Raw genomic sequence first — 22,686 nt, 5'->3', positions numbered from 1 at the left:
CGAAGTTGCCTTGCAAAAGCCACCTATGAAAAGACTATACGTACCCCTCCTTATGTCTCTATGCGTTTTGTGCAATGTTGACACGGTTCTGTCTCAGGCGGATAAGCCTGATCCGGTTTCGTCTGTCGTTGAACTGGACCTTGTGCGTGGAGCAGTAAAAGACGGTGCTACGATCCCATTTGATGTGCCTCTGAAATTCACCGGAGAAATCCCAGAAGACAAGTTAGCCTTGTCTCGCTTACATATGTTTTACCGGGAGGGCGGGTGTCCAACCACTCCTTACCTCAATCCCACTTTACATGATAAATACGTCGGCAGCTGGCATAAGAAAGACAAAACACTTTTTGGAGAATCCAAAAACCTTGATTTTCTTTTCACCGGGAAGGAACCCAGAGACATGCGGGACCCGACCATACGGCGGGAATTTCTTCGCGCAGATCAAAATTATTGCTTCATTATCCGGCAGAACAGGGATGTGAACATCGCCGAGCCGGATCAGCAGGTGATTCCGGTAAGGACGGCCTCGACCTTCGCTGATCATTTTAAACTGGATTTTGGCCTTGGCTATGCGTTCAAACCGCGAGCGATCGTCGGGTTTGTTTCATTGCATGGGTATCTGACCCCAATCAACGATAATTCAAATCTCGCTGCCAATATTTCAACAAAAAAACAGTTTTGGCGAAGGACAAGTGTTTTTGTAGCACTAGTTCCAGTGACGGTGAATTCTTGGGTTGAAAGTGATGTAAAACAAGCTGACGGTATTGGAAACGTAGGTTTTGGCATTGGGTATAGATCGCCATTCTATGGGAGGATAAAACTATCTGAAAAACTTAGAACAAAGACCTTACGTCGTTTCCTTCAGCCAATGCGGGTTAATGCTGGTTTTATGCATTATGTTCAGGCAGACGCAAATCCGGTTATTTCTAAAAACCGATCCAAATGGACGCCCTTTACCAATATCACTTTTGATTTCAATATCGCAGCCATCTTCGGACCAATTGCAAAAATTTTCGGATCACCATGAAACTCAGGATTGTTTGTTTGATTGCTGTTTTATTTTCGTGTACTGATCTGGAAGATCCGGATAAAGTATCGCTTGACGAAATGATTTCCGTCAAGTCAGGAAAGAAAATACTTATTGCGGATGGCAAAGACACCACCTATATCACGGCGTTGTTACCCGTTGATGCCGGAAATGTTAATGTGTCTTTCTCGGCTTCCTCAGGAAAATTTCCGGTTTCGGGTGGTCAAGAGATTAGTGAATTTGCCGTTTCAAAAAATGGAAAATACCGGTTTGCAAAAGTATTGTTTCAGTCCGACTCTGTTAAAACTGATTCGGTTTGGATTACTGCTTAAGTAGAGCAAGCTCGAAACCGCTGTACCATATCTTTTATTAAATAATATCAACCTATCGCATGAAAAAAAAGGCTAGAAGACCTGCCCCATCGAAAAAACTCTTGAACAGAGTTGCGATAAGGAGCTTGTTAGCAGATGACGACGAGCTGGGGTGCTGCGAAATCATAACGCCTGACAGCGGTCCGAGATATTATCAGGTGACGGAGCAGGACTGCCAAATACTTGGGACTGAATATGAAGTTACGCCTGAGTTCAGCCTTGGGAAAGAATGCGAAGGCGAGTTAGAAGAGTAGGCATGAATAAATCGTTAGACAATGCGTGTTACTTCTTTTGGAGCTTTTTTGATGTTTTTGTTCTTTTTGCAGCACATGAAGGGACAAGCTCAATTCGAACCACAAAAAACATCGATAACGGGAAAGACTATTAACGATTCTATGCGCTTTGATGCGATTGTCAAGCTGATTGGACGTACAAAAAATTGGGAGAAATCCAGGAATCTCTGGCAGCAAGCGATCGATTTAAGCGAAAAACGGAACTGGAGCTGGGGAAAGTTCCAAGCATACCGTGGAATGGGATCTCACTATGTAGACAAGGGATCTTTTCTCGAAGCTGCCTACTACTTCCAACGCGGTCTTCATATGTCAGAGAGGGCCAAAGATACACTGTACCAGATACAGGCATACGAATCATTAGGAATAGCGTATAGCGATGCCGGCGACATCCTAAAAAGTCTTGAAGCACACCGCGCAGCCGCTCGATTAGCCCGTCATTTCGACCACCGTCTATATTTGATGGCATTAAACGACATAGGTAATACGTACTACCACGCGAAAAAATATGCGCTTGCCTTGCAGTTTTATAAAAGATGCCTGGAGGGAAACATTCCCGTTGACTCGCTCCGACAATGTTGGTTTCTGATAAACACCTCGACGGCACAGTTCGGGATGCAAGATTTAGCTGGGTCTCTCCGCACTTACCATGAATTATTTAAGTACGGCAAATTCCTCACTAAAATTGACAGCGTTGAAGTTTATGCGAGGCTTGGCCGATTATACATTGCCAAAAACGAGACAGAACGAGGTTTGGAATACGGACATATTGCAAACAAAATTGCAAACGGTGTAACTAATTATTATGCCCTCTCATTAGTGAGCGAAACGCTTTCTGAAGGCTTTAAAAAAAAGGGGGATTGGGAAAATGCATATTTCTATGGTAATAAACTAAGCTCTTTGAGAGACAGTGTTTTATCTCAGGAGCAGAGACAACGATTAGAAGGAGTAACAGTAGGTTATCAGAGTGAAAGCAGGAGAGAGAAACTGGAGTTGTTAAGTGGCAAAATGCAAGCCCAAGAGCAGGTTAATAGACTCCTTTGGATTGGGATAGCGATTTTTGGGCTTCTGGGAGCGCTAATCGTTTTATTTAATTATCAGCTTAGAAAAAAAAGAGGAGAAATAGAAAGACAAAGAAATGAAATTGCAGACATAAACAACTCTCTGGAGCAACGCGTCGAGAGTCGCACAGCCGAACTGATTAAAGCGAACCAAGAGTTGGTTCGTAAAAACCGGGAGATAGAAGAAGCTTTGCTGAAAGGCCAGACAATTGAACGAAAGAGAGTTGCAGCTGAACTCCATGATAACCTTGGTGGAACCCTTACAGCGATTCAATGGTATATGGATTCCTTGCTGATTGACGCCGAAGCTCCGGCTGAACAGAATGCAAGCTACGCAGACCTGTATGGAATGATTACTCGTGCGTATGGTGAGGTGCGTTTACTGGCCCATCACATGATGCCGGAGGTACTTGAAAGAGAAGGGCTTGAAGTGGCCCTTCATGAGTTGATCGTGCCGATAAACAAGTCGAAGCGGCTGAACGTAACCGTGGAAACAGAACCGGTCAGCCACCTTCTAAACACCCAACAAAAATTTGAGCTGTACAGCATTGCCCTGGAACTCTGTACGAATATTCTAAAACATGCGAAGGCATCATTAGTTGTCATACAGCTACGGAAGGCGGATGGCAACATCGAACTTTCCATCCAGGATAATGGGGTGGGCGTTCACAAGGGAAGAGCCGAATCCGGGATGGGGCTGCGCAACATCCATGATAGGCTAAGGGCACTTGACGGGAACTATGAAATTGTAACCGGACCGGGCAAGGGTACCCGCATTCAGATCAGGGTGCCGATTTCAACCCTTCCACAGGAATTAGCGGAAGTGCCGGATCAAAAGCGGTCAGGTAACTGAAGCCGAGGAGTGATAACCCATTTACACCGGGCGTGAAGTGCGCAAAGCCATATTCGTTAACAAAGAAAAATCTGTTTAGCTCCCGTATTTCCAACAGAATGTCGAAAAAGTCATCTCCAACCGGTGTGTTTTCAGATGTATGCACTTTGATCAGCTTGACTAATTTTCGAAAATTTCTCCTGTCCCGAGTTGAAAAAATGTCCGGGATGCTCATGGCAAAAGCAAATTTGTCTTCGCTGTCCTCGGTCATGTCATTACTGTTCGAGCCGACTGTATCAATGGCAGAGTGAAACTGGGATAGAAAAGCCGCCGGGTTTATCGGATCGTACTCATAAATGCGTAATAAAGCATCTCTGATCGAATCGTCGGATCTTCTGATATCCTGTTTTAAATCGGATAGAACCCTGCTTGCTACATAGCGATACAGCGGGTCTGGCAGATATTTGAAAAGCACGTTTAAGAACAATACAGGGCCCATTTCGCCACGAAGCCAGTCGGTGTGCTCCAGAGGTACAAAAGCCGCATTTCCATCCACAGCAATTGCTCCTATCCAGGTAGCTTTTTCAGGTTTCGTCCAAACAGTTTCCCGGCACAAGAGATTAGCCACCTCCACCGCACTTTTAAGCCAGGGAGCCAGTTTTCCCGAGCTTGCAAAGTTTGAGACCGCATTGAAAATAGAAAAGTCATAGGGATAAAAGGAGCCGGCATTCTTATAGAAGTCTTTGAAGTCTTTTATTTTTTGTTGCCTCAGGATTTCTTCCATCAATTGCTCCACGGGTAATTCCGATGGGCTGCTTTCCCTATGGGCTTCAAACCATCTGGTGATCACATCGGCAATCCATCCGCATCGGCTTTCACCAAAACTTTCGTTGGCAAAAGGCTCCTCTGCCATTCCGACGCCTTCCAATGCACCAAGTCCTTTAACAAATAACGGAAGCGTGCAGCGCATGGAAGATCGGAAGCGCTGATAACAATTTACCACTGCCCATGAAGCTGCGGCGAAATTTTTTTGAGGTATGTATACAACAACGCGGTCACATCTTTCAGGGAACTTCTCGTCTGCAATGAACTTGAGACTGAACGGGATTTTGTAATAATCGAGCGCTCTTGTAATTTGAGCCGCCACTGCCTTGGTTTCCCCAGGGTGAGTGTTAAAGTAAAAGCGAAAATATTGTTCCTCATCTGTAAAGCCGGGTTGATTAACTGAAAGGTCCAGAATACGTCATCGACAGGGCCATTGGTTTGCTCCGTCAGGTCCACAGCCGTAAATATGCTGGTTTCACCGCGCATTCCTCTTACATAACTTCCTGGCCTTAAATAAAACCGGACAGTCCCCTGTTCTGCAATCACATTCCCATTGGCCAATGCTACGCCGAAGTCCGCGTCTTGAACCTCTTTATTGATGGCCGGCCGGTTTCTTAGACTGTCCACCGGAAGTGGCGGATCGGGCAAAGGGGTTGTGGACGGGAGGTCGTCGAAGCTGGCCCTACCGCGGACATAAAATGTGATATAAAAATAATTCTGAAGCCTCAGCAGTGATTTTATGCTGCTAGTAGCGCCCATTCTGAAAGCAGAAAAATTTTGTCCAGGAATAATCCATTCAGAAAGGTTGACCCAGCCCTTCTCTTCCGTATTTATTTCCAGTTCCGTGTCTTCGACCCGAACAGAACTCAACAGTTTTCGAATAATCCTCTCGTTTGACATTTTAGAAGAAAAAAAACGGTTCATGATTCGTTAAGATGGAGTTTATCAGGAACTCAATAACATCTGAATTGGGAATTTCCCGTATTTCGTCATCGCCGTTCAAGCGGCGCGAGAAGGTTGACACCGAATCCTCCAGTATCCGCTCTATTAAACCGGCTGCTGCAAGTTTTAGCGTTTTTTCAAACCAATTTTCAAAACTCCCTAATCCGCTTTCTGTCCTTACTTCGACATAAGATTTGTAAAACCGTTTTGCCTGCTGTCTGATAACCGTTTTATTGATTTCCATTTTCATGTAGCGCAACAGAAAACCCTGAAAAATACAGGCAGCATCCCAGTGAGCATCTCCCCAACCCGAAAACTCCCAGTCGCACAATTGTAATTTGTAGGACTCGCGAGCATCTTTTTGAAAAAGAACATTTGCAAATGTAGCGTCTCCATGGATGACGACATTCGTTTGCCAGGAATCTCTCAGGGAAGAAAGAACATTTCGCAGGTCGTCCCGAAAGAACAGATCAATGAACCATTTCCGGAATAACTCCGGAATATCTTCGTCCTGGATTATCCTGTTTGTGAAGGAAATGTTGTCGGTCAGCAACGATGGCTTGAACGTATACAGCTCGAATTTGTTGCTGGATTCACTACCCGCCTCCGTCACCTTAACATGCAGATAAGCGATCATCTTGCCCGCTTCAGACATCAGATTGCCTTTCTCCAGAACACTGGGCATTAGTATGGTCTCATCACACGAAACAGTCGAAAAATCAGGTTGGAATTCCGTAATCAGTATTTTGTGCAAAAGGTTGTAGTCTATAAACCTAGGAACGTAGTCATTCAATCTTTCCTGTTTTCCTATCATTAGTCCGACCTTCGCCTCATTCGAAATGCCGAAGCGCTCGAATTCGTTGACCGAGAAGGGCTGCTTTACAAACCAGCGTCTATCCTGGGCCCATTTAGCAACAAAGAAAATATGCTGTTGGTTGTTGGGCAATCGCTCGACCAGAAGCGGCATGCTTTCTCTGACGTTTCTTCCCACAAGATAACGTGCCGCTGTATAGGTATTAAGAAGATAGGTCACCGGGGAGGATAGAGAAATAATTTCTTTCTTCGATGACCTGAGCGGGTCGTTCCCGATTTAAGGAATACAGTGGGTGTCGTAATTACCTTCGTAAGTTCGGAGAAAGGCGTACTATTAAAATGCGTGCTACCGGTAGCAGCAAAGTAATAGACTGCAGTTCTTTTAATCACCAATTCATCTCGCTCTAAGAATTTCTTCGTGCTCACGTTCATTAAGTTTGAAGAAAACACAATAACCAATAACCGTGTTTGTAGAGCCATCGCCATTATCCTCCATCTCCACACCCTCCAGGTAAAGGGCCATGATGGGAGTCTCCGGGTGTAGTTGAAACTGATTTATAATATGCTGCCCATGGGGTGTCCCCTCTGGATGGGTAACTGTCATACGACAGTCCCGGATGATGACGTATTCATCACGGTGTTCCTTATATGCTTCGAACTGTTTTGCTCCGGCCTTTCTTTTCAATGAAACGCGCGCGTTAAATTTGTCACCTGGAGTTAGCCCATCCGGGTTGTCTTCACTCTGAAAAGCATTCTTGTCTTGTTCTGACATGTTGATAGAGGATTAGATTTATTTTAACGATTGTTTTATCGGGTAAGCAGGTTGGGTACAGGTTGTAACCTGTTTGCAGTATAAAATTATCCAATAAATACACCCATTCCCCGTTTCTACTTCCATTTCATAATAAAAATATTCAACCCACCATTCCCCCGCGATTTACTCGTCAACGTAACCCCATTAAATGTCGCAGTTCCCGAAAAGGATCCAATTGAGTCAATGCCCGTCCGGTGATGCATATATGCCTTTTGCCCGGTCTGTTCCAGAGCCTCCGCCTCCGCCGGATACCGACGGATAGCCAGTTGAATGGCCAGCATTGGATTCTATTTCGGAGACGAATACGTCCATTCCGCCTGCTTCGTTGAGTACATTGTTTTCGTTGAAAGGAAATTGTCCGGATCATGAAGATGTCCCGTGAACAAAGATGTTTCCGGCATTGGTCATGGCCAGCCCACCTGCGTAATCAATACATCCGTCGTTCACACCGTTTCTTGCCCACTCGATCGAGCCGTCTTCGTTCTACCTCGCAACAAATATGTTTCCGTCGCGCGCACTGCCTATTCCAAGCCAAGGAACCGTGCCGCTGTGTGTCCAGTAATATAAGCTTCTTTACTATTATCGAGGATAATCTCATCGCCTGTGTCGTGACTAGAGGATGCTGCCGGGCCCGCTCACAACCATTTCCCGGGATTGACTACCCATTTCGCCACAAAACCATCCAGGTCACCCAAGTTAACTAAGGAAGGTACGCCGTGACTGGCTGGGAATGTTAGCAGGCGAAAGAACATCCTAAAAAATATGATCACGAAGGTAATCGGGGCATCACGAAGCGACGGGCCCGAATTCAGGTGAATCAGAGACATTCTGCCGGGTGACTAGTTTTTTCTCTACCCTCCTCATCTACATCTTTTCTGTCTAGAAGACCTTCGATTTCTGCCTCATTAGCTCTTACATTTTCGTTTTGTTTTTTTGCCATGATTTTGAAGTTGTTTACGTGAGAATTGAAGTTGGAACTTATTTATTTAGTAAATAAAAAATTGCTTATTCTATACTCTGTTGTCATGTTACATCCGTGTTAATATTACTTCCATTTCGAAATAAAAATATTAAAGTTATTCCCAGCTAAGCTGGTCAATTTCGTTCCGTTGAAAACTGATGTGCCGAAAAACGCGCCAACGCTATAAATGTGACCATCGGGCGATACACATATGGCCTTCCCATGATCTGAGCCCGCACCACCGCCGCTTTTGATATTAATATGTCCGCCATTACTGTTAACTTCTGAAACAAAAACATCGAAACCACCTGCTGAGTTTATCATAGGGCCTTCGTAGTAAGGGAATTGGCCGGAGCCGGAGTAGGTGCCGTTCACAAGAACAGTGTTGGAACTTGTAAATGCCATTCCACCTGCAAAATCAACCCCAGCATTACTTAACCCATTGCGTCCCCAAAGAGCTACTTTACCATCCGCTCGCCATTTACCCAGAAAAACATTTGCGTTTCCAGGGGCGCCAACACCAAGCGGCGACAGATTGTAATTATGATGTGTCCCCAGTACATATACGTTGCTCTCATGGTCGACAAGAACTTCTTCCGAACTTTCTTCTGCGGCCGACCATATGGGGTTTGCCCAGATCCACTTTCCTGGGTTCAGCACCCACTTTGCGACAAATGCATCCGTGCCACCCGAGGCAGTTAGTCCCGGAACACCATGACTGGGAGGCAGATCCAGGCTTTCAGTGAAGTAGCCAGCGATGAAAGCGTTTCCTTCCTGGTCGACCGTGAGATCATTGACATATTGCTGCCCATTTCCTCCAAGCAGCGTAGGCTGCCTGATTTCACCACTTGAAGGATCAACAAAAACAAGGAATGCATCTTCCCCGTTAGCATGATAAATCGTTTCATTGAAATTTACATCTGCCCCGGTTATCCTGCCCGCAATGTAAACCCGATCATTCACTGGTGAGTAAGCAAGTCCGGATACGTTATCGTCAGCAGGACCGCCCAGCGCCCTAAACCATCTGGTGCCACCATCTTCTGCGCTGAATTTGGCTACAAAGCCGTCGCGAAGGCCGTAGTGCTCTACGGTAGGTGCGAATGAACCCTCTATGGACGAACCCACTTCTCCAGCTACATATACATTTCCTCTATAATCGAGGGCAATCTTTCGGGCTTCGTCATATTCGCTACTTCCAGCTACTTTCGCCCACAAACATTGCCCACCTTTATTATATTTTGCTACAAAAAAGTCAAAGGAGTTATTAAGACTCGTGAACCTAACATTATTCCCAAAGTCTGTATCTCCCTTGACCATTCCGCACGCATATATGTTCCCGTCAGCATCCGCAATAATATCATTTCCCCAGCCGCCGCCTGTGCTGGTGATGGCCAATGCTGTAAAGTCTCCCGGAAGAATCGTGATCGTTTTTGTGACCGTTTTCGGTCCGCCTTCACCCTCGGCAGTAAGCGTAACGGTATATGTGCCTGCGGTGGCGAATTTTACCTCACCGGGATTTTCCAAGGTCGAACTGTTACCATTGCTGAAACTCCATTTAAAGCCGGTCGCGTTTTTCGACTTATTGGTGAATGAAACTTCGCAAGGTGCGGTGCATTTATCGTCAACAATTTCGAAATCCGCAATGACTTCCTTGTTTTTCACTGTGATGACAGCAACCGTGTCATCTGGCGTATTTTTGCTGTTGAAGACGGTAAGACGAACGCTATAAGATCCCGCAACGGTAAAAGTATGGGCTGGTCTATCGTCAGTGCTGGATTTAGGGTTCGCTTCGGTAGCATGTTCGTCATCAAAATCCCATTGATAGCGAACACTATTATCGGATCTGTTTAAAAAAGTTACTTTGGTTCCTACTGTAATGTTGCTGGCGGGCTCATAAGTAAACCGGGCAACAGGTTTGGACTCAGGAATTTCATCAATCGTGACAATTTTGGTAAAACCTGCACTTCCCGCTTCTCCGCTCTTTACCAGCAGTTTAATGTAATACGTCCTGCCGGTTTCGAAAAGGTGTGTTACCTGCTCGCCGCTGGTTTTTGGACTGTCATCGTCGAAATCCCATTCGAAGTAATCGGCGTTCTTCGAATCGCTGGTAAATGTGATCGTGCAAGGTGCCTGACAGCGCTCTTCCGATGCCCTAAAACTGGCAACGGGTGCTGGCGGCAATTCCATATGGCATGAAACTGCAAGCAATAGCAGCAGGAAAGGTATCAATGTCTTTTTCATCAGATTCAGGTTATAGCTTTTTAGCAATTTTGATCGTATGCGTAGTACTGTCTTTGGATCCTGCTCCATTAAAAGCGGTTAGCATAACAGTGTAAGTAGAGTCCTTTTTCAAACGCGGGTAATCATGCTTGGGCGATTCCTCTTCCGATATTTGCTTGTCCCCGAAATCCCATTTGTATTTCGATGCATTGGCTGATAAATTCTTGAATTCGGCAACGATGACATCTTTTTTGACCTTATCCTTTAATTCGAAAGAAAAATCTGGTGTAAGTTCAGCTATCGGCGCTGCTATTCTGATGGTTTGCACCGCTGTGTCCGACCCATATGCCGGATTGCTGATTGTAAGTGACACTTGATATGTTCCTGCATCATGAAATTCAAATGCCGCGTTCTTGTCTAATGAGAAAGCATCAGAGCTGTCCTGGATTTGCCAACTGTATTTCCAATCATACACACTGGTATTTGTCGACTGGTTTGTAAAAGTCACTTTGCACGGCGCCGTACATTCGTTTACGTCCGTGGTAAAATCAGCTGATGGTGCCTCAGGGGCATCCAGTTTACAGCCAATTATAAATAGAATCAAAAGACATGAGAGAATAGTAAGTCTGAGAAGCATATGCTAAAAGTTTTAAATTAAAATTGATAACTGATCTGCAAGCCAGCATATCGGGCCGACTTATTCCATTGTGGATTGATGCTTATATGCTTAGTTTTCTGTTCGATCAGCTTTTTGTACCGGCGCACCTCCTTCTTGCTTTTCGAACTGAGCAACCAAAGCGTTCCACCAACTGCAATCGCTGCTGCGGAGACGTAAATTCCAGGCTTCGCAAATGAAGCGAAGCTGACCGATCTCGTGTAATAATCACCCAGTTGCCCGAAATTACCTCCATTGCTATTTCCAGCCGCATTCTGATCGTTCCACCAGCGTGAAAGCGCAGCGTTACGGCTGGAAATCTCGTTTTTGTATTCCGTGAATGAGTTCGATATAATTAAATAATTGGCCGCTGCCGCGCCAACGGATGCCAGCGCACCCACCCTTAACAAGCTCGTCTGTCGTTTGTTTTTTGCTAAACTCTTTTGAAGGCCAACCAATTCCTGATTAACAGGCGCCGGCTTCTTGATGGGTGCGGAGGCAACAGTTTCCTTCGGTTTTTGAACCTGGTGAATCACCGGCTTTTCCACTTTTGTTTCTGGCATTGCCTGCGCGGCAGCTTTATCTTGTGGGATTTTGTCAATAAGCACGGATACCGGTTCTTGCGTCTTTTTGACTGCTGGCGCCAGGGGCTGTGTGTTTACGGATATTGGTGGGTTCTGTGTGGAGTTTGTTGGCACAGGGATCGAATCTTTCTTTACCGCTTGTGCAGGTTCAGCCGTCTTAGGCGCTGCGGCGACTGGTGAAGCCGGCTGTGGATTTGCTGCAATGATAGATGTGCTTTGTTCTGCGGGTGCGGTCGGCGTGTAATAGCGAATGCCGCTAATCAATACCAACCATTGCTTGTCCGGCCTGTCAGCCCTAAGTTCCGCTACCCTATATACGCTCTGGTACTTTGTAGTCTTTTGCCGGTGCGCGTTGCCGAATTGTATCCGGAACCTGACCTGGACATATGGATACTCTTTCTGAAGAACTTCGCCCACGGAAACCTCGCTTACTTTAATGCTGTACGCGTTGCTCTTGTTGTAATAGAGTTTCAAATTTTCCAGATAGGGCCTCACCATCAGGTCCGGGCCACTTTTATTGATGGTGTTTTCAGGATTTACATCATCTTCGATCACCACTTTGTCATCATAAAAGATCCTGTTCCGGCTGACCAGATAACTGTCGTAAATCAGCACTTCCCGCTGGATTTCTGTTACATTATCCTGCGATATCATATTCAGAAGATCCGGCAGCTGGTTTTCAATGATTTTTCTGGCTTCCGTCCTGATTTCCTTTTTATCGGCCAGTGTAAGTTCCGGCCCCTGGGCGTAAATAACCGCGTAGGAAATGGTGACGAGTAACATCGTGCAGATATAGCGCATAGTTTGCAGTATTAAAGGTGAATGCTAGAATCGCGGCAGCATGGTGATCTCCACCCTGCGGTTCATTTTCTTGTTCTCTTCCGAATCGTTTCTTTTCGCCGGAAATTTCCCACCGACACCGGTATAGGAGATGCGCTTTTCGGATACGCTCTTGGTCATCAGGTAATTTCTGATAACCCGCGCCCTGAATTCAGACAAAGCGACATTCAGTTTTGGGTTTCCCACATTATCGGTATGACCTACAATGCGTATTTTTTGTTTTTCTGCGGCTTTGAGTCTGGCTGCCAGCGCATCAAGCTTATTCTTTTCTTCGGGTATAAGAATGTAATCACTCTGTCTGAAATACACCGTAACCGTTTCGTAGGCATTGAATTGACCCGTGTCTGATTTAGTTTCCGGCTTAGCCAAATCAACCTTTGGAACGGGCTTGGTTATCGGCGGCGCTTTTCGCTCAAAATTGGCCACTTCAACAAAATTTAACCCTTTTTTTAATGAGACCTGTTCTGCGTGTATCATTAGGCCATTCGCTCTGAACAGTTGCAGGCTATAACTTTCGTCGTTGAGCAAAGCGTACCAGGCATTATCGCGGTATTTAGACAACTTCGACTCTTTACCATTCATAGGTGTAACACTGGCGACTTTTATTTCGCTTTGACCCGATAAATACAAAGCCAGCATATTGATTTGCGGCGAAAGCTGTATATCATATCTGGTGTGCTTTCCATCAATCTTTTCCAGAATCAGGTTTCCACTGTAATTTTGATAACCCGGCGCCTCGATAGTAAAGCCAACAATGTCTGCTTCTGTAAATTTTAGCTCCAATTCAGGGTTCACCGGCGTGATTTCCCTGCAATCGGTTTTGTCTTTCCTCGTATAATTAAAGCATATCGATGCACGGTCAATTTTGTTTCCGCTGATCGCATCCGAAATCCGGAATGTCTTCATAACAAACTTTGCTGCGGATGTCGAGTCTTTCAATGTGTAATGTTCTTGTTCACTTTGCATATACGGGCTATTCAAAGCCTGCTTATCCAATGGTATGAGTGGAAACCGGATAAAGAATACGGGGCTTTTGCTCGCCTGGCGAATGATATTTACCGGCGTACTGGCAGACCTGAAACCAGCTTTTTCTACGAAGAGCATCTGGCAATCTTTGGGTAAATCAAAATTAAATTGCCCTTTTTCATCACCCTGACAAAGGAATTTACGCTTGTTATCCAGCATGGTGTAAAATGATACGCCCGGGATATTGGCCCCTGTATGGATGTCTACTGCCAATCCTGAGACATGTAAAATGTTGACACCCGCCTTTACTCCCGGAACAGAGCATGCGATCCAAATTAGAAATTGAATAAGCCTGGCCATAAGATCAAAAAATTTATTCGTCAGCCACTACACCTATATTTCCCAGCAAAACATTCCAGTTGGCCTGATCCCGGCCGTCAACCTGCTTTCGATAAGAATCAAGCTTTACCTTGACACTCTTCTTGGTCACGTCACTGTAAAGCACATTTTGTCCGCTCTCGCCGTATCCTGTGAAAGTCTGGCTGCCCACGATAGTCCCGTAATAATTGCCGTCTTCCGCCTGTTTGAGCTCGCTGACATATTCGATCTGGCTCCATTTGATTTCAACATTTCCATAAGGAAGCATTTTCAGGCGTTTCAAATACATTTCAAGTGGAAGCTTGGTGACACCTTTCCGATTCTTCGATGAGACTTCTATCTGGGTGTCCGGCACGAAAAGCTGCAACGCATTCTTGATCGCCAGATCGCGTTCATTCATTGTAAATTCCTTATTTACAATTGTTTGTAAATAGTCACTGAACTGCGCGACCTGACCTAATGACTTCTCGCGATAATCTTTATATTCTTTGTCTGATAGTTCTGGCTTACCATTGGTCAGCTTCGGGGCTGCGGTCACAACCGGTTTACCGGCCGTGGTTACAACGGGTTTCAACGCTGCTTTTGCTATTTTTTGGACTTTGACAGAAGCTGCTGTCAGCAAGTTTTCCACTTCTTCAATGTCCCTGAGTAATTTGTGCTCGCCGTTGTGATAGATGATCGCAATGAGCTCTTTCATGTTTAGCGATGCCGCTTTTCCGTCAGGAGTGAGATAATTAACAGCCTCATTTTCCATTCTGATTGTTCCTTCTATGGCATCAACGGGTGTTGATTTGATCATTACATCACGGATTGGTCCCGGCGAATTGTAAAATCTTTCGAGGGATTTCCGGGAAATTTCGGGGTCCGGGCTCAGATCTTTTATGACCAGATAAAGCCCCTGTGCATTAAACGCAACGACAACATTCTCCCTGTCGATCCCCCGTGTAACAGCGCTACTGCCTTTTAACTCGATGAATTTCACCTCCTTATGATTGGCTTCCACCAGCCGGTGAGAAAACGCGCTTCCGTTTCTGAAATAAAACTTCTCTTGTGCAAGCAACTGTACGGCGCTTAGTACAAAGCAAATTACAGCTGCTATGGTAAAGGAGGGTTTACGTATAAAAGTGCTCATGCCCGGTTATTTGGAAAAATGAAACAGAACCCCGCCATTGATCATAATGGCGTGATTATGGGCGCCAGTCTCACCAATTTTGTAATCCTCATTATTGCTCAAACTATGATAGTATCTGGCATTGATGTAAAAGGAATAAAAGCTCGTTTCCAGCAATGTTGCGCCAATTCCCCCGGTAACACCATATCCGAAAGCTTTACCTGAGCAGGACGAGCAATTTCTGGTGTGGGTACTTTTCCCATCCGGGTAATCCACATTCAGGCTCCCGGCCCCTGCCTGGAATGCACCAAACCCTCCTAACATTCCACCAAGCCTAGTCTTTCCGAATTTTTTAGAAAACACCAGGTTCAAGGGAAGCAATACTTGCGATTGCATGCCCTGTATCGCATTCACGCCATCGCCAACAGCCGGGGGAATCTGCACATCGAATTTTATTTGGGTGTATAGCGCTTCAAGCTGGATACCTACTGATTTTTTATGATAGCCGAGTGTTAACCCAGCGCCGTAAGCAAGGCGCCGGTTTGTAGCAAGAGTGGGTGCTTCTACCGGATTACTGGATCCGGCAGTTGCATTTATCCCCCAGAAAGCACCGTCATTTTCCCAGAACATTGTCGTGATGGTCTTGCGCTTCACGAGCAGGTCCGTGGGCTTGAGTGGCTTGGCGGCCGGGGTTAGTACAATGGGATTTATTTCCTCTTTCTCACCATTGTTCCATTCAATTCTCCAGATGTCTTTTCTGGAAATAATGTAAATCTGGTTGTTGGTCACCTTGGGGTCCTTGTAACGGATTTCCGTTTTATTGACTTCCATCACAACTACATTGTCAATGGCAGTCTTATCCAATTTTAGGATCCTGTCTGTTCTCCCGGGTATTTTTTGCGCTTGCGCCGGAATACACAATACTGCCATTACTACAATGGCAACGAGCCTTTGGTAAAAATTTGACATGGAAGTGAGCGGTTAGTCCCAGCGTTGCCGGGCTGTTTGACGAATCAAAATTAGATCGCCGGCTAACGGTGGACAATACGTCAACTGACGTATTTTTTGCTGAAAAGGTGGTTTTACGGTGTAATAACTGGGAGAAATCACCCGCCGAAACCGTGATTTCCCCGTAGAATATGTAGTAGGGTTACTGCATTTTTGTAATGTTATCAAGAATATGAACTATGTCTACTCGATTATTCCATACACCAGCAGGTCCTTCTCTCGACCCTTTCAAGTCGGACGTCGTAGGAAGGGAAGTAACAATGCGCTTTCGTGATTTTTCCAGGTCTGATAACAGCAGGATCCGGAAACAAACGACCATGCATTTTCAGCTCAAACGTCAGCGGGAGCAAATTGCCCGCGACTTACACGACGGCATAGGTTCACAGCTGACACATATCATTTCACGCCTTGATCTGCTCGCCTATAGTCACAAGGAGGTGGCATGCCAGCTCACTGCGTTACGTGATTTCACATGCGAAACTGTGGAACAACTCAGAGAGACAATTTGGGTGCTTCATCAGGCAGAACTCACCTATGGACAGCTTACAGAACGCATGCGCGGCTTGTTAACCCGTATTTCCTGTGACATGGATTGTCCCAAAATGAAAATCACAGCTTATGGCGAGAGTACGGCGATACTTGCACCGCAGCTAGCATCTTCGCTATTCAGGATTATGCAGGAGGGGGTAAATAATGCGATCAAATACGCTGATTCGAGTAATATTTCGATATGCCTGGCCACCGATGACCGAAGCCTGACCTTACTGATCAGTGATGACGGTAAGGGATTTGATGTTGAAAAAATTGCATTGGGTTACGGTTTACTCAACATCAAAAGAAGAGCCGAGGAGCTGGACGGAAGTTTTAGCGTCAGCTCATCGGCAGACGGCACCGATATTCTAGTTGAATTTCCACTTTAAGATAAGCATTCCATTTTTTACATTTTAACAATTGCCTTATGCCACGGATCAGTGTTGGTTTAGTTGAAGATAATCCGACTATCGCAGCGGATATCTGGGAAAAATTATCCCTTAGTGAAGACATTCAAATGGTGCTCCGGGCTGTCAATGGCAAGGATCTTTTTAAACAATTGAACAGGGTCCCGACGCCGGAAGTCTTCCTGATGGACATTGAAATGGCAGAAATGGATGGCATTTCAGCTACCCGGCTCTTGAAACAAAAATATCCCGCTGCAAAAATCCTTATCCTGACCATGTTCGATGATGAGGTGAAGTTGTTTGAGGCCATAAAAGCAGGCGCTTCCGGCTATTTGCTCAAAGATGAAAAACCGTACAAGATCATCAATGCGATCACCGAAATCCTGGAAGGCGGTGCGCCCATGTCTCCATTGATGGCTTCCAAAGCCCTCGACCTGCTCAGGCACGGATCAAATGACATTCATATTAAGTCTGTCTCCAAAAGTGCGGAATTGACACTCCGTGAAAGTGAAATTCTTGAATGGATCGTGAGGGGATTGCATGTGCGGCAGATCAGCGAAAAGCTTTTCGTATCCGACAAAACAATCCGGAAGCACTTGGAACATATCTACCAAAAATTGCAGGTTAAAAGCAGTCGTGAGGCAGTGGCCAAAGTAATAGGCCGCACGGTTTGAGATAGTTATTCAAATGGTATTCCCAGCATATGCCGCACCCTAACTTTTTGCCCTGCTGTGCGGCCCGGTGTCCAGTGGGGCATTGCCTTCACAAGCCGCACGGCTTCTTCGTCACAACCCAATCCGAGTCCCTTCAAGATTTGTATATTATAAATCGTTCCATCGGAATTAACGACAAAGGATAGCCTTACGATTCCTGAGATGAACGACCGCTCGGCCGTTTCCGGCATTCTTAAAGTTGGCTGCAATCCATTGGTTCATAGCCTCCTGGCCACCTGGAAATGAAGGCGGCTGCTCCACTACATGATAGACAGCATTGGCATCAAGTGACTTTTTTGCTGTCTTAGGAATTCCTTTAAGCTTCGGCTTTTCGGTTACCGGTTTTTCAAGTATGGCAACCGGTTTTGCAGGTACCTGTTTCAAAGGTGAAATGTCCGGTTTCCGGGCAACCGTATCCTTCCCTGGTCCGGCCGGTTTGGGGTAAGTGTCCTTGGTAAAATAGATAGCAGATGCTGTGATTGTAGCGACCAGAAAGACAGAACCTGCGATAATGACGCGTTTTCGCAAATTCGGCTGCTGGACCGTTAAAGGTTCCTCAGGAAATTTTTCTTTAATAACCGGTGCAGGAGCTGGCTTTACCGGCTCAGCTTTCAAAACCTGCGTTTTTTCTTCCATAGGATTGAAAGAGGACGACTTTTTCTTCTCAGGAGCAATCAAGACGGTCTCCTCGTTGGCGACGTCATTTGCTTTTGAAGGTCTCATCCAACTATAAATCTCGTCTGTTGACCGGGCCCTGGATTGCGGGTTAACCACAATGCATTTGTCTACAATACGTCTGTAATTTTCCGGCAAGTCCTTCAGATCCGGGATAAAATCAAGTGCAATTACCCGCTTCATATATTCAATGCGTCCCGATTCCGTAGCGATACTGATATCATCCGATCTAAATGGCAGTTTCTTGCCGTTGAACCAAATATAGATCAGCAGAATGGCAAAGCTCCATAAATCAGCATTCGGGCGTAATTCCAGCGCTTCCCACTGTTCCGGAGCTGCATAAGCATAGGTGCCTGCCCCTGTCAGGTTAGTTACGTAAGATTTATCCTCCGCTTTCGCTTGTCTGCTTATGCCAAAATCAGTGATTAAGGGAATAAAAAAACCGCGTCTTTCTACCACGAGAATGTTCGAAGGTTTCAGATCACTGTGAATGATCAATGGTTTCAGCTTATGCAAATAAGCAATGCCATCAAGCAAGCCTTCAATCAGTTTGTGCTTTTGAGAAGTGGTTAAGGTGTGTTTATTCAAAAGTTGGCTTAGATTTCCGAACTCATAATGCTTCATCAGTGCAATATCGTGTGTACCCAATCCCGGTAATTTAATTCGCTGACAATCCATATAACGGGCAATGTTAGGATGTTCGAGATGCTTCACCCGCTCATATTCTCTAAGCAAACTAAATTCCTCCATACCCGGCTGAATACCAGACATTTTTAATGCAATAAATTCATTGCGAACATTGTCCCAGGCCTTAAAGATCTTTCCGAAACCGCCTTCCCCCAGCAGATCATTGTCAGGATCATAATCGAAACGCGCAGAATATTCAGATGCTGTCATTTTGTGCATTGTTTACCGATTTCACCCGAACCAGATAAGCAGAGAAATTATCGTTTGTTCTTCCCATACATTCTGCTTTTATCCTTCCCATGATGGTCGAAACAGCATCCTGATTGTCGCTGTTGACCCGCAAATGATATTCAAGCAATTCATCGTAAACTTGTTCCAAAACCCCATCTGTGCAAAGGAAAAAGTAATCGCCAGCCTGCACGTCCCCGATGAATTTAATTTCCGGCGGATCATGTCGGGCAGCGCCAATCACTTTTGTGATCATGTTTTTTTTGGGATGTTCCCTGGCTTGCTCTTCGGTAAGCACACCCGACGCAACCAATTCATTAACCCATTTGTGGTCCTTTGTACGATAAATGATCTTGCCATTTCTTACATGATAAATCCGGCTATCCCCCAAATGCGCAAGCGCTGCGCCCTTTTCGTCCAGGTAAAGCATGGTCATTGTTGAAGCCATTCCTGTGGTTTCAGGATTTTCATTTCCCAAATCTTCAAACGCCAGCCGGGTTTGCGTTAATGCATCTGCGATGTATTCCCCGTTAATAGGCTGTCCGGGACAAGAAGTGAAATATCTGCTGAGCGTGTAGCAAGCCAATGAACTTGCCAGCTCTCCTTTATTTTCGCCTCCAACGCCATCACAAACCAGGAAGAGTGAATCATCGGCCGTGGCCGTTCCCGGGAATGGGTGTATGCAGTCCTCATTGTTGGATCGTTCTCCTTTTTCTGTGAAGCCTGCGGGGATATGGATTGCTATTTTCATAAATGTTTTTACTTAATGATCACTGTGGGGGCATATTCGGTTTCCTGTACAATGCGGGAAGCATCCTGGGCACTGGTGGATGTGATAAGCGTTTTGATCACTACTTTCGTTTTGCCCATTTGAATCGTGTCCCCGTCATTGAGATAAACCATATCCTTGGGTTTAAGCGGTGTTGGGATGGCATTTACAAAAGTGCCGTTGGTGCTCATCTGCTCAGCTGTTCCGCTGGTAAGTTTTACATCCGAAATAAAAAAATCGTAGCCGCCGCTGCGGCTTGGCTTCACTTCGAGTATGCAGTGGTTTCTTCCCATAAAAGTGTCGCCAGTTTCAATCATAATGTCACAGGGACGGCTAACGCTCTTTCTCCCAATAACCTGTTTGCCTACACGCAGCGGGTAAGTCTGCTGTTCAGCGTTTTCATCGTGTACAACCAGCCATCCCAGTTCTTTACCACCGGCTGGCGCCGCGGCAGGCCGCTCGGGTGCAAAGGGTTGAAAAGCTTTCGCTTGACCAGCTTGCGATGCGGAAGGAGCCTGACCACCGCCCGGCACAACAGGATTCGGATAGCCGCAACTCGTACATTTATAGATGGGCGTAGTCGCAGCATTGGATATAGTAAGTTTGGAATGACATTTTCGGCAGGTGATTTCCATAGTGTAAGCGTTTAAAAGGGGAATGTTATGAAAGTCAGGAGTAGGCATTGTAATCATCCGCTTCCGGCTCTTCCAAATTCAGGCCGCTATATTCATCCTGCTGATCTTTCTCTGAGGAATCAGCATCATCCGGGTCAGTGCCATAAGTAAACTCCATGATAGTATCAGGAAAAAAATCAGCATTTTCCAAATCCTGCACGTTCATTTCTTCCAATGGCTCCATTTCCATGGTAGTCATCATTTTATTGTCCGAATGGTAAACAAAACCCAACTCTATTTGTCCATCATTATCTTGATCAAGACCCACCAGCGGCCCATGTTCGTCGGAAAGAAATGTAAGGGCATCTATGGTGTTATCCATGTTGCTATCCACACTCACAAGATAGCGGCCATTCTCCTCCTGGATGGAGACAGGGACAGGAGTTGCGACTTCACGGGATTCCGAGTTGTTGTAAAACCCCATATCAGGTTCGATGGCTATTTCTTCGAGATCTTCCACATCCGCAGTACTCATCGCAAACGGCTGAATTTCAGAAGCAAAGGTTTTGCCGCTACCCGCCTCGTAATCGTAACGCGTATCCAAAATGCCATCACCATCCGTATCCATCATCACCATGGGTGCCTGGCCCTGAATGCGGGCCATGAGGATTTCAGTTTGCCCGTCTCCGTTTTTATCAATCCCCATCCAGGTGATGCTCCCCCGCTCCGCCACAATGACACTTTGAAACGTGTCTGTATTTTGATTTTCATAAACCGGTATTTCTTCCGCAGGCTCGATAATGGGTTGTGCCGCGTTAAGCCAGCGCTCCTGTTTTTTGTCTGAAATGCCATCCCATTCTTTATCTGTAAATGTGCTGTAATATGTATTTTTCCAAGCAAATAATCCTGCTGGGCCAACTTCCTCCCTTGCCTTATTGAACGCCGCAATGAACGTCAGGTCGTCTGTCACAGTTGTTGCAACTTCCGGATGGTCCGGAATTTCAGCTAACGGATGCGGGTCGCTTTTTTCTGCCGGATGGAGTGCTGCGGATGCTGCCGGTTCGTGCTTTTTTGGTGCAGCATGCGCGGGAGCCGGAGAAGGCGGTGCAAGCGGCATGATGGAAGGCGGGCCTGGCTTTTCAGCTTCTTCTACGATTCCAAAATCCAGCTTAGGGGCTGTGAGGTCTTTGGCAGGAGCAGCGGCTTTTTCCGGCAAACTTTCATCTGATAGACTTACAGATAACGATTGCCCCCAGTCCTATTGCCAACGCCCCGCCCGCAGCAAGTATCATTTTTTCTTCTTGGCTTAGTTTCTTCATTTCCGGCTTTTTGGGCAATGGATTGAGCGGAATAAGCGGTTTGATTTCCGCTTGTTCCGCCCGTGGTTCCTGGGACGCATTCACTAGGTTTTTTACCCAAACCTGTGTTTTTTCAAAATCAAGATTGTTCATAATTTCTCCGATCAGTAATTAAGTTTTAGGGGATCAACGGTTTTTTGCAGGCGCGACAATTTTTTGTTTTTTCAAGAAGTTCAAATGGCTGCTGGATAAAAGTGTGGCAATGCGGGCATACATAATGTATTTTAAACCAATCTTCCAGCCCACTGAAGGCCTTTCTTTCTTTACTCAATTTTTTAGAGCTCATCAATGCCCCGATTGCGAAACCCAGAGAAATAACACCACCCGCATAACCCAGGACTTTAAAGTCACCCGGTAAAGCCTGCGCCATGGAGCCTATAAGCGCACCCATTGGAAAACCGAGGCCCTGTACCCGGGAATTGACAGATTCCTGCGCCTGGATCTCCGCAATACGCGCTTTCTTTTCGCGATATTCATCATTTACTCTTTTTAGGTTCGATGCAATTTCCCTTAACAATTCATCCATTGCTGGTTCTTCTTCTATCGGTAGGGGAGTCGGCCTGACAGGCTCAATAGCGCGAGGCGACTTTTCTCCAAGAATTATCTCCCAGGATAGTGGCGTTTGTCCGAGCTTAATTTGGCTGGACGGACTTACTTCTTTCCGGTAAATGCGCGTGCCGTCCACAAAAGTGCCATTGGCCGAACCCATATCCTGAATTTCCCAGGTGTTGGTAACAGGTGTTATCAATGTAAGTGTTGCATGTGTGCCGCTTACATCGTGGCTGTTAAGAACGATCGTGTTCCCGGGTTTGCGGCCAATCGTAATTCTCCTGGCTTGGGGATTCATAACATGCAACTGGTTAATGTTCTGTGATAGTCAAAAAAGTCTACGAAGCGCCTTTAAATGACCATTGCAAGTAGCAAAATGCCCCTATTTTAAAAAATACGTCATTTGCCGTATTTCGCAGGGCGCCGATCCTGCCTAACATTGCATCGTTGATTATTACCA

Annotated in this window: 24 protein-coding genes; 6 read left to right on the top strand and 18 right to left on the bottom strand. The window is 45.8% G+C overall.

Annotated elements, in window-relative coordinates:
- Nucleotides 1-25 precede the first annotated feature (25 nt).
- The 4 genes from AC0IYG_RS25395 to AC0IYG_RS25380 all read left to right on the top strand — a co-directional run bounded on the left by AC0IYG_RS25395 (nucleotide 26) and on the right by AC0IYG_RS25380 (nucleotide 3,599).
- Nucleotides 26-1,024: a hypothetical protein gene (locus AC0IYG_RS25395; protein WP_471713882.1), complete on the top strand. Its 999-nt coding sequence runs from the start codon at nucleotides 26-28 to the stop codon at nucleotides 1,022-1,024.
- Nucleotides 1,021-1,356 carry a hypothetical protein gene (locus AC0IYG_RS25390; protein WP_471713880.1) on the top strand — a complete coding sequence of 112 codons (336 nt, stop codon included), beginning with the start codon at nucleotides 1,021-1,023 and terminating at the stop codon, nucleotides 1,354-1,356. The genes AC0IYG_RS25395 and AC0IYG_RS25390 overlap by 4 nt, the downstream gene beginning before the upstream one ends.
- Before the next feature lie 101 nt (nucleotides 1,357-1,457).
- On the top strand, nucleotides 1,458-1,649 hold the full coding sequence (locus AC0IYG_RS25385) for a hypothetical protein (RefSeq protein WP_471713879.1): 192 nt from the start codon (nucleotides 1,458-1,460) through the stop codon (nucleotides 1,647-1,649).
- Between the two features lie 21 nt (nucleotides 1,650-1,670).
- On the top strand, nucleotides 1,671-3,599 hold the full coding sequence (locus tag AC0IYG_RS25380; RefSeq protein WP_471713878.1) for a tetratricopeptide repeat-containing sensor histidine kinase: 1,929 nt from the start codon (nucleotides 1,671-1,673) through the stop codon (nucleotides 3,597-3,599).
- On the opposite strand, the gene AC0IYG_RS25375 is transcribed toward AC0IYG_RS25380, so the two are convergent.
- The 11 genes from AC0IYG_RS25375 to AC0IYG_RS25325 form a co-directional block, all read right to left on the bottom strand.
- The gene (locus AC0IYG_RS25375) at nucleotides 3,529-4,815 is read right to left on the bottom strand and encodes a T3SS effector HopA1 family protein (protein WP_471714339.1); all 1,287 of its coding nucleotides are present in this window, start codon (nucleotides 4,813-4,815) and stop codon (nucleotides 3,529-3,531) included. The two genes, AC0IYG_RS25380 and AC0IYG_RS25375, sit on opposite strands and share 71 nt — an antisense overlap.
- A gap of 489 nt (nucleotides 4,816-5,304) precedes the next feature.
- Nucleotides 5,305-6,378: a phosphotransferase family protein gene (locus tag AC0IYG_RS25370; protein WP_471713877.1), complete on the bottom strand. Its 1,074-nt coding sequence runs from the start codon at nucleotides 6,376-6,378 to the stop codon at nucleotides 5,305-5,307.
- Between the two features lie 174 nt (nucleotides 6,379-6,552).
- On the bottom strand, nucleotides 6,553-6,930 hold the full coding sequence (locus tag AC0IYG_RS25365) for a hypothetical protein (RefSeq protein WP_471713876.1): 378 nt from the start codon (nucleotides 6,928-6,930) through the stop codon (nucleotides 6,553-6,555).
- 222 nt (nucleotides 6,931-7,152) lie between these two features.
- A complete protein-coding gene (locus tag AC0IYG_RS25360; RefSeq protein ID WP_471713875.1) occupies nucleotides 7,153-7,284 on the bottom strand; it encodes a hypothetical protein in 132 nt (43 codons plus the stop codon).
- Nucleotides 7,285-7,789: 505 nt separating this feature from the next.
- The gene (locus AC0IYG_RS25355; RefSeq protein WP_471713874.1) at nucleotides 7,790-7,912 is read right to left on the bottom strand and encodes a hypothetical protein; all 123 of its coding nucleotides are present in this window, start codon (nucleotides 7,910-7,912) and stop codon (nucleotides 7,790-7,792) included.
- A 105-nt stretch (nucleotides 7,913-8,017) separates the two neighbouring features.
- Nucleotides 8,018-10,174 (bottom strand): PKD domain-containing protein, encoded by a 2,157-nt coding sequence (locus AC0IYG_RS25350; protein ID WP_471713873.1) that lies wholly within the window; start codon nucleotides 10,172-10,174, stop codon nucleotides 8,018-8,020.
- A 10-nt stretch (nucleotides 10,175-10,184) separates the two neighbouring features.
- Nucleotides 10,185-10,757 carry a PKD domain-containing protein gene (locus AC0IYG_RS25345; protein ID WP_471713872.1) on the bottom strand — a complete coding sequence of 191 codons (573 nt, stop codon included), beginning with the start codon at nucleotides 10,755-10,757 and terminating at the stop codon, nucleotides 10,185-10,187.
- A gap of 50 nt (nucleotides 10,758-10,807) precedes the next feature.
- On the bottom strand, nucleotides 10,808-12,193 hold the full coding sequence (locus AC0IYG_RS25340) for a hypothetical protein (protein WP_471713870.1): 1,386 nt from the start codon (nucleotides 12,191-12,193) through the stop codon (nucleotides 10,808-10,810).
- Nucleotides 12,194-12,217: 24 nt separating this feature from the next.
- Nucleotides 12,218-13,558, bottom strand: a complete 1,341-nt coding sequence (locus AC0IYG_RS25335; protein WP_471713869.1) for an OmpA family protein — start codon at nucleotides 13,556-13,558, stop codon at nucleotides 12,218-12,220.
- 13 nt (nucleotides 13,559-13,571) lie between these two features.
- Nucleotides 13,572-14,708, bottom strand: a complete 1,137-nt coding sequence (locus tag AC0IYG_RS25330; protein WP_471713868.1) for a hypothetical protein — start codon at nucleotides 14,706-14,708, stop codon at nucleotides 13,572-13,574.
- Between the two features lie 6 nt (nucleotides 14,709-14,714).
- Nucleotides 14,715-15,656, bottom strand: a complete 942-nt coding sequence (locus tag AC0IYG_RS25325) for a porin family protein (RefSeq protein ID WP_471713867.1) — start codon at nucleotides 15,654-15,656, stop codon at nucleotides 14,715-14,717.
- A 218-nt stretch (nucleotides 15,657-15,874) separates the two neighbouring features.
- Here AC0IYG_RS25325 and AC0IYG_RS25320 point away from each other — a divergent pair, with 218 nt between their 5' ends.
- Complete coding sequence (locus AC0IYG_RS25320) at nucleotides 15,875-16,615, top strand: sensor histidine kinase (RefSeq protein ID WP_471713866.1); 741 nt, start codon at nucleotides 15,875-15,877, stop codon at nucleotides 16,613-16,615.
- A gap of 38 nt (nucleotides 16,616-16,653) precedes the next feature.
- Entirely contained in the window at nucleotides 16,654-17,307 is a 654-nt protein-coding gene (locus AC0IYG_RS25315) for a response regulator transcription factor (RefSeq protein WP_471713865.1), read from the top strand.
- 5 nt (nucleotides 17,308-17,312) lie between these two features.
- Here AC0IYG_RS25315 and AC0IYG_RS25310 read toward each other — a convergent pair whose 3' ends face one another.
- From AC0IYG_RS25310 to AC0IYG_RS25280, 7 genes are read right to left on the bottom strand one after another with little or no spacing between them, the layout of a single operon-like run.
- Nucleotides 17,313-17,537 carry an energy transducer TonB gene (locus tag AC0IYG_RS25310; RefSeq protein WP_471713864.1) on the bottom strand — a complete coding sequence of 75 codons (225 nt, stop codon included), beginning with the start codon at nucleotides 17,535-17,537 and terminating at the stop codon, nucleotides 17,313-17,315.
- Entirely contained in the window at nucleotides 17,476-18,918 is a 1,443-nt protein-coding gene (locus tag AC0IYG_RS25305; protein ID WP_471713863.1) for a serine/threonine-protein kinase, read from the bottom strand. Before AC0IYG_RS25305 ends, AC0IYG_RS25310 begins: the two co-directional genes overlap by 62 nt.
- Nucleotides 18,905-19,687: a PP2C family protein-serine/threonine phosphatase gene (locus tag AC0IYG_RS25300; RefSeq protein WP_471713862.1), complete on the bottom strand. Its 783-nt coding sequence runs from the start codon at nucleotides 19,685-19,687 to the stop codon at nucleotides 18,905-18,907. Before AC0IYG_RS25300 ends, AC0IYG_RS25305 begins: the two co-directional genes overlap by 14 nt.
- 8 nt (nucleotides 19,688-19,695) lie before the next feature.
- On the bottom strand, nucleotides 19,696-20,340 hold the full coding sequence (locus tag AC0IYG_RS25295; protein WP_471713861.1) for an FHA domain-containing protein: 645 nt from the start codon (nucleotides 20,338-20,340) through the stop codon (nucleotides 19,696-19,698).
- 34 nt (nucleotides 20,341-20,374) lie between these two features.
- Nucleotides 20,375-21,535, bottom strand: coding sequence for a hypothetical protein (locus AC0IYG_RS25290; protein ID WP_471713860.1), 1,161 nt, complete (start codon nucleotides 21,533-21,535; stop codon nucleotides 20,375-20,377).
- A 4-nt stretch (nucleotides 21,536-21,539) separates the two neighbouring features.
- A complete protein-coding gene (locus tag AC0IYG_RS25285) occupies nucleotides 21,540-21,770 on the bottom strand; it encodes a hypothetical protein (protein ID WP_471713859.1) in 231 nt (76 codons plus the stop codon).
- A gap of 25 nt (nucleotides 21,771-21,795) precedes the next feature.
- Nucleotides 21,796-22,524: an FHA domain-containing protein gene (locus AC0IYG_RS25280; RefSeq protein ID WP_471713858.1), complete on the bottom strand. Its 729-nt coding sequence runs from the start codon at nucleotides 22,522-22,524 to the stop codon at nucleotides 21,796-21,798.
- Between the last annotated feature and the right edge of the window lie 162 nt (nucleotides 22,525-22,686).

It is taken from the genome of Dyadobacter sp. AC419, from assembly GCF_979253085.1.
The sequence above is the reverse complement of the archived record's forward strand: the minus strand, read 5'-3'. Positions and strand labels throughout refer to the sequence as shown.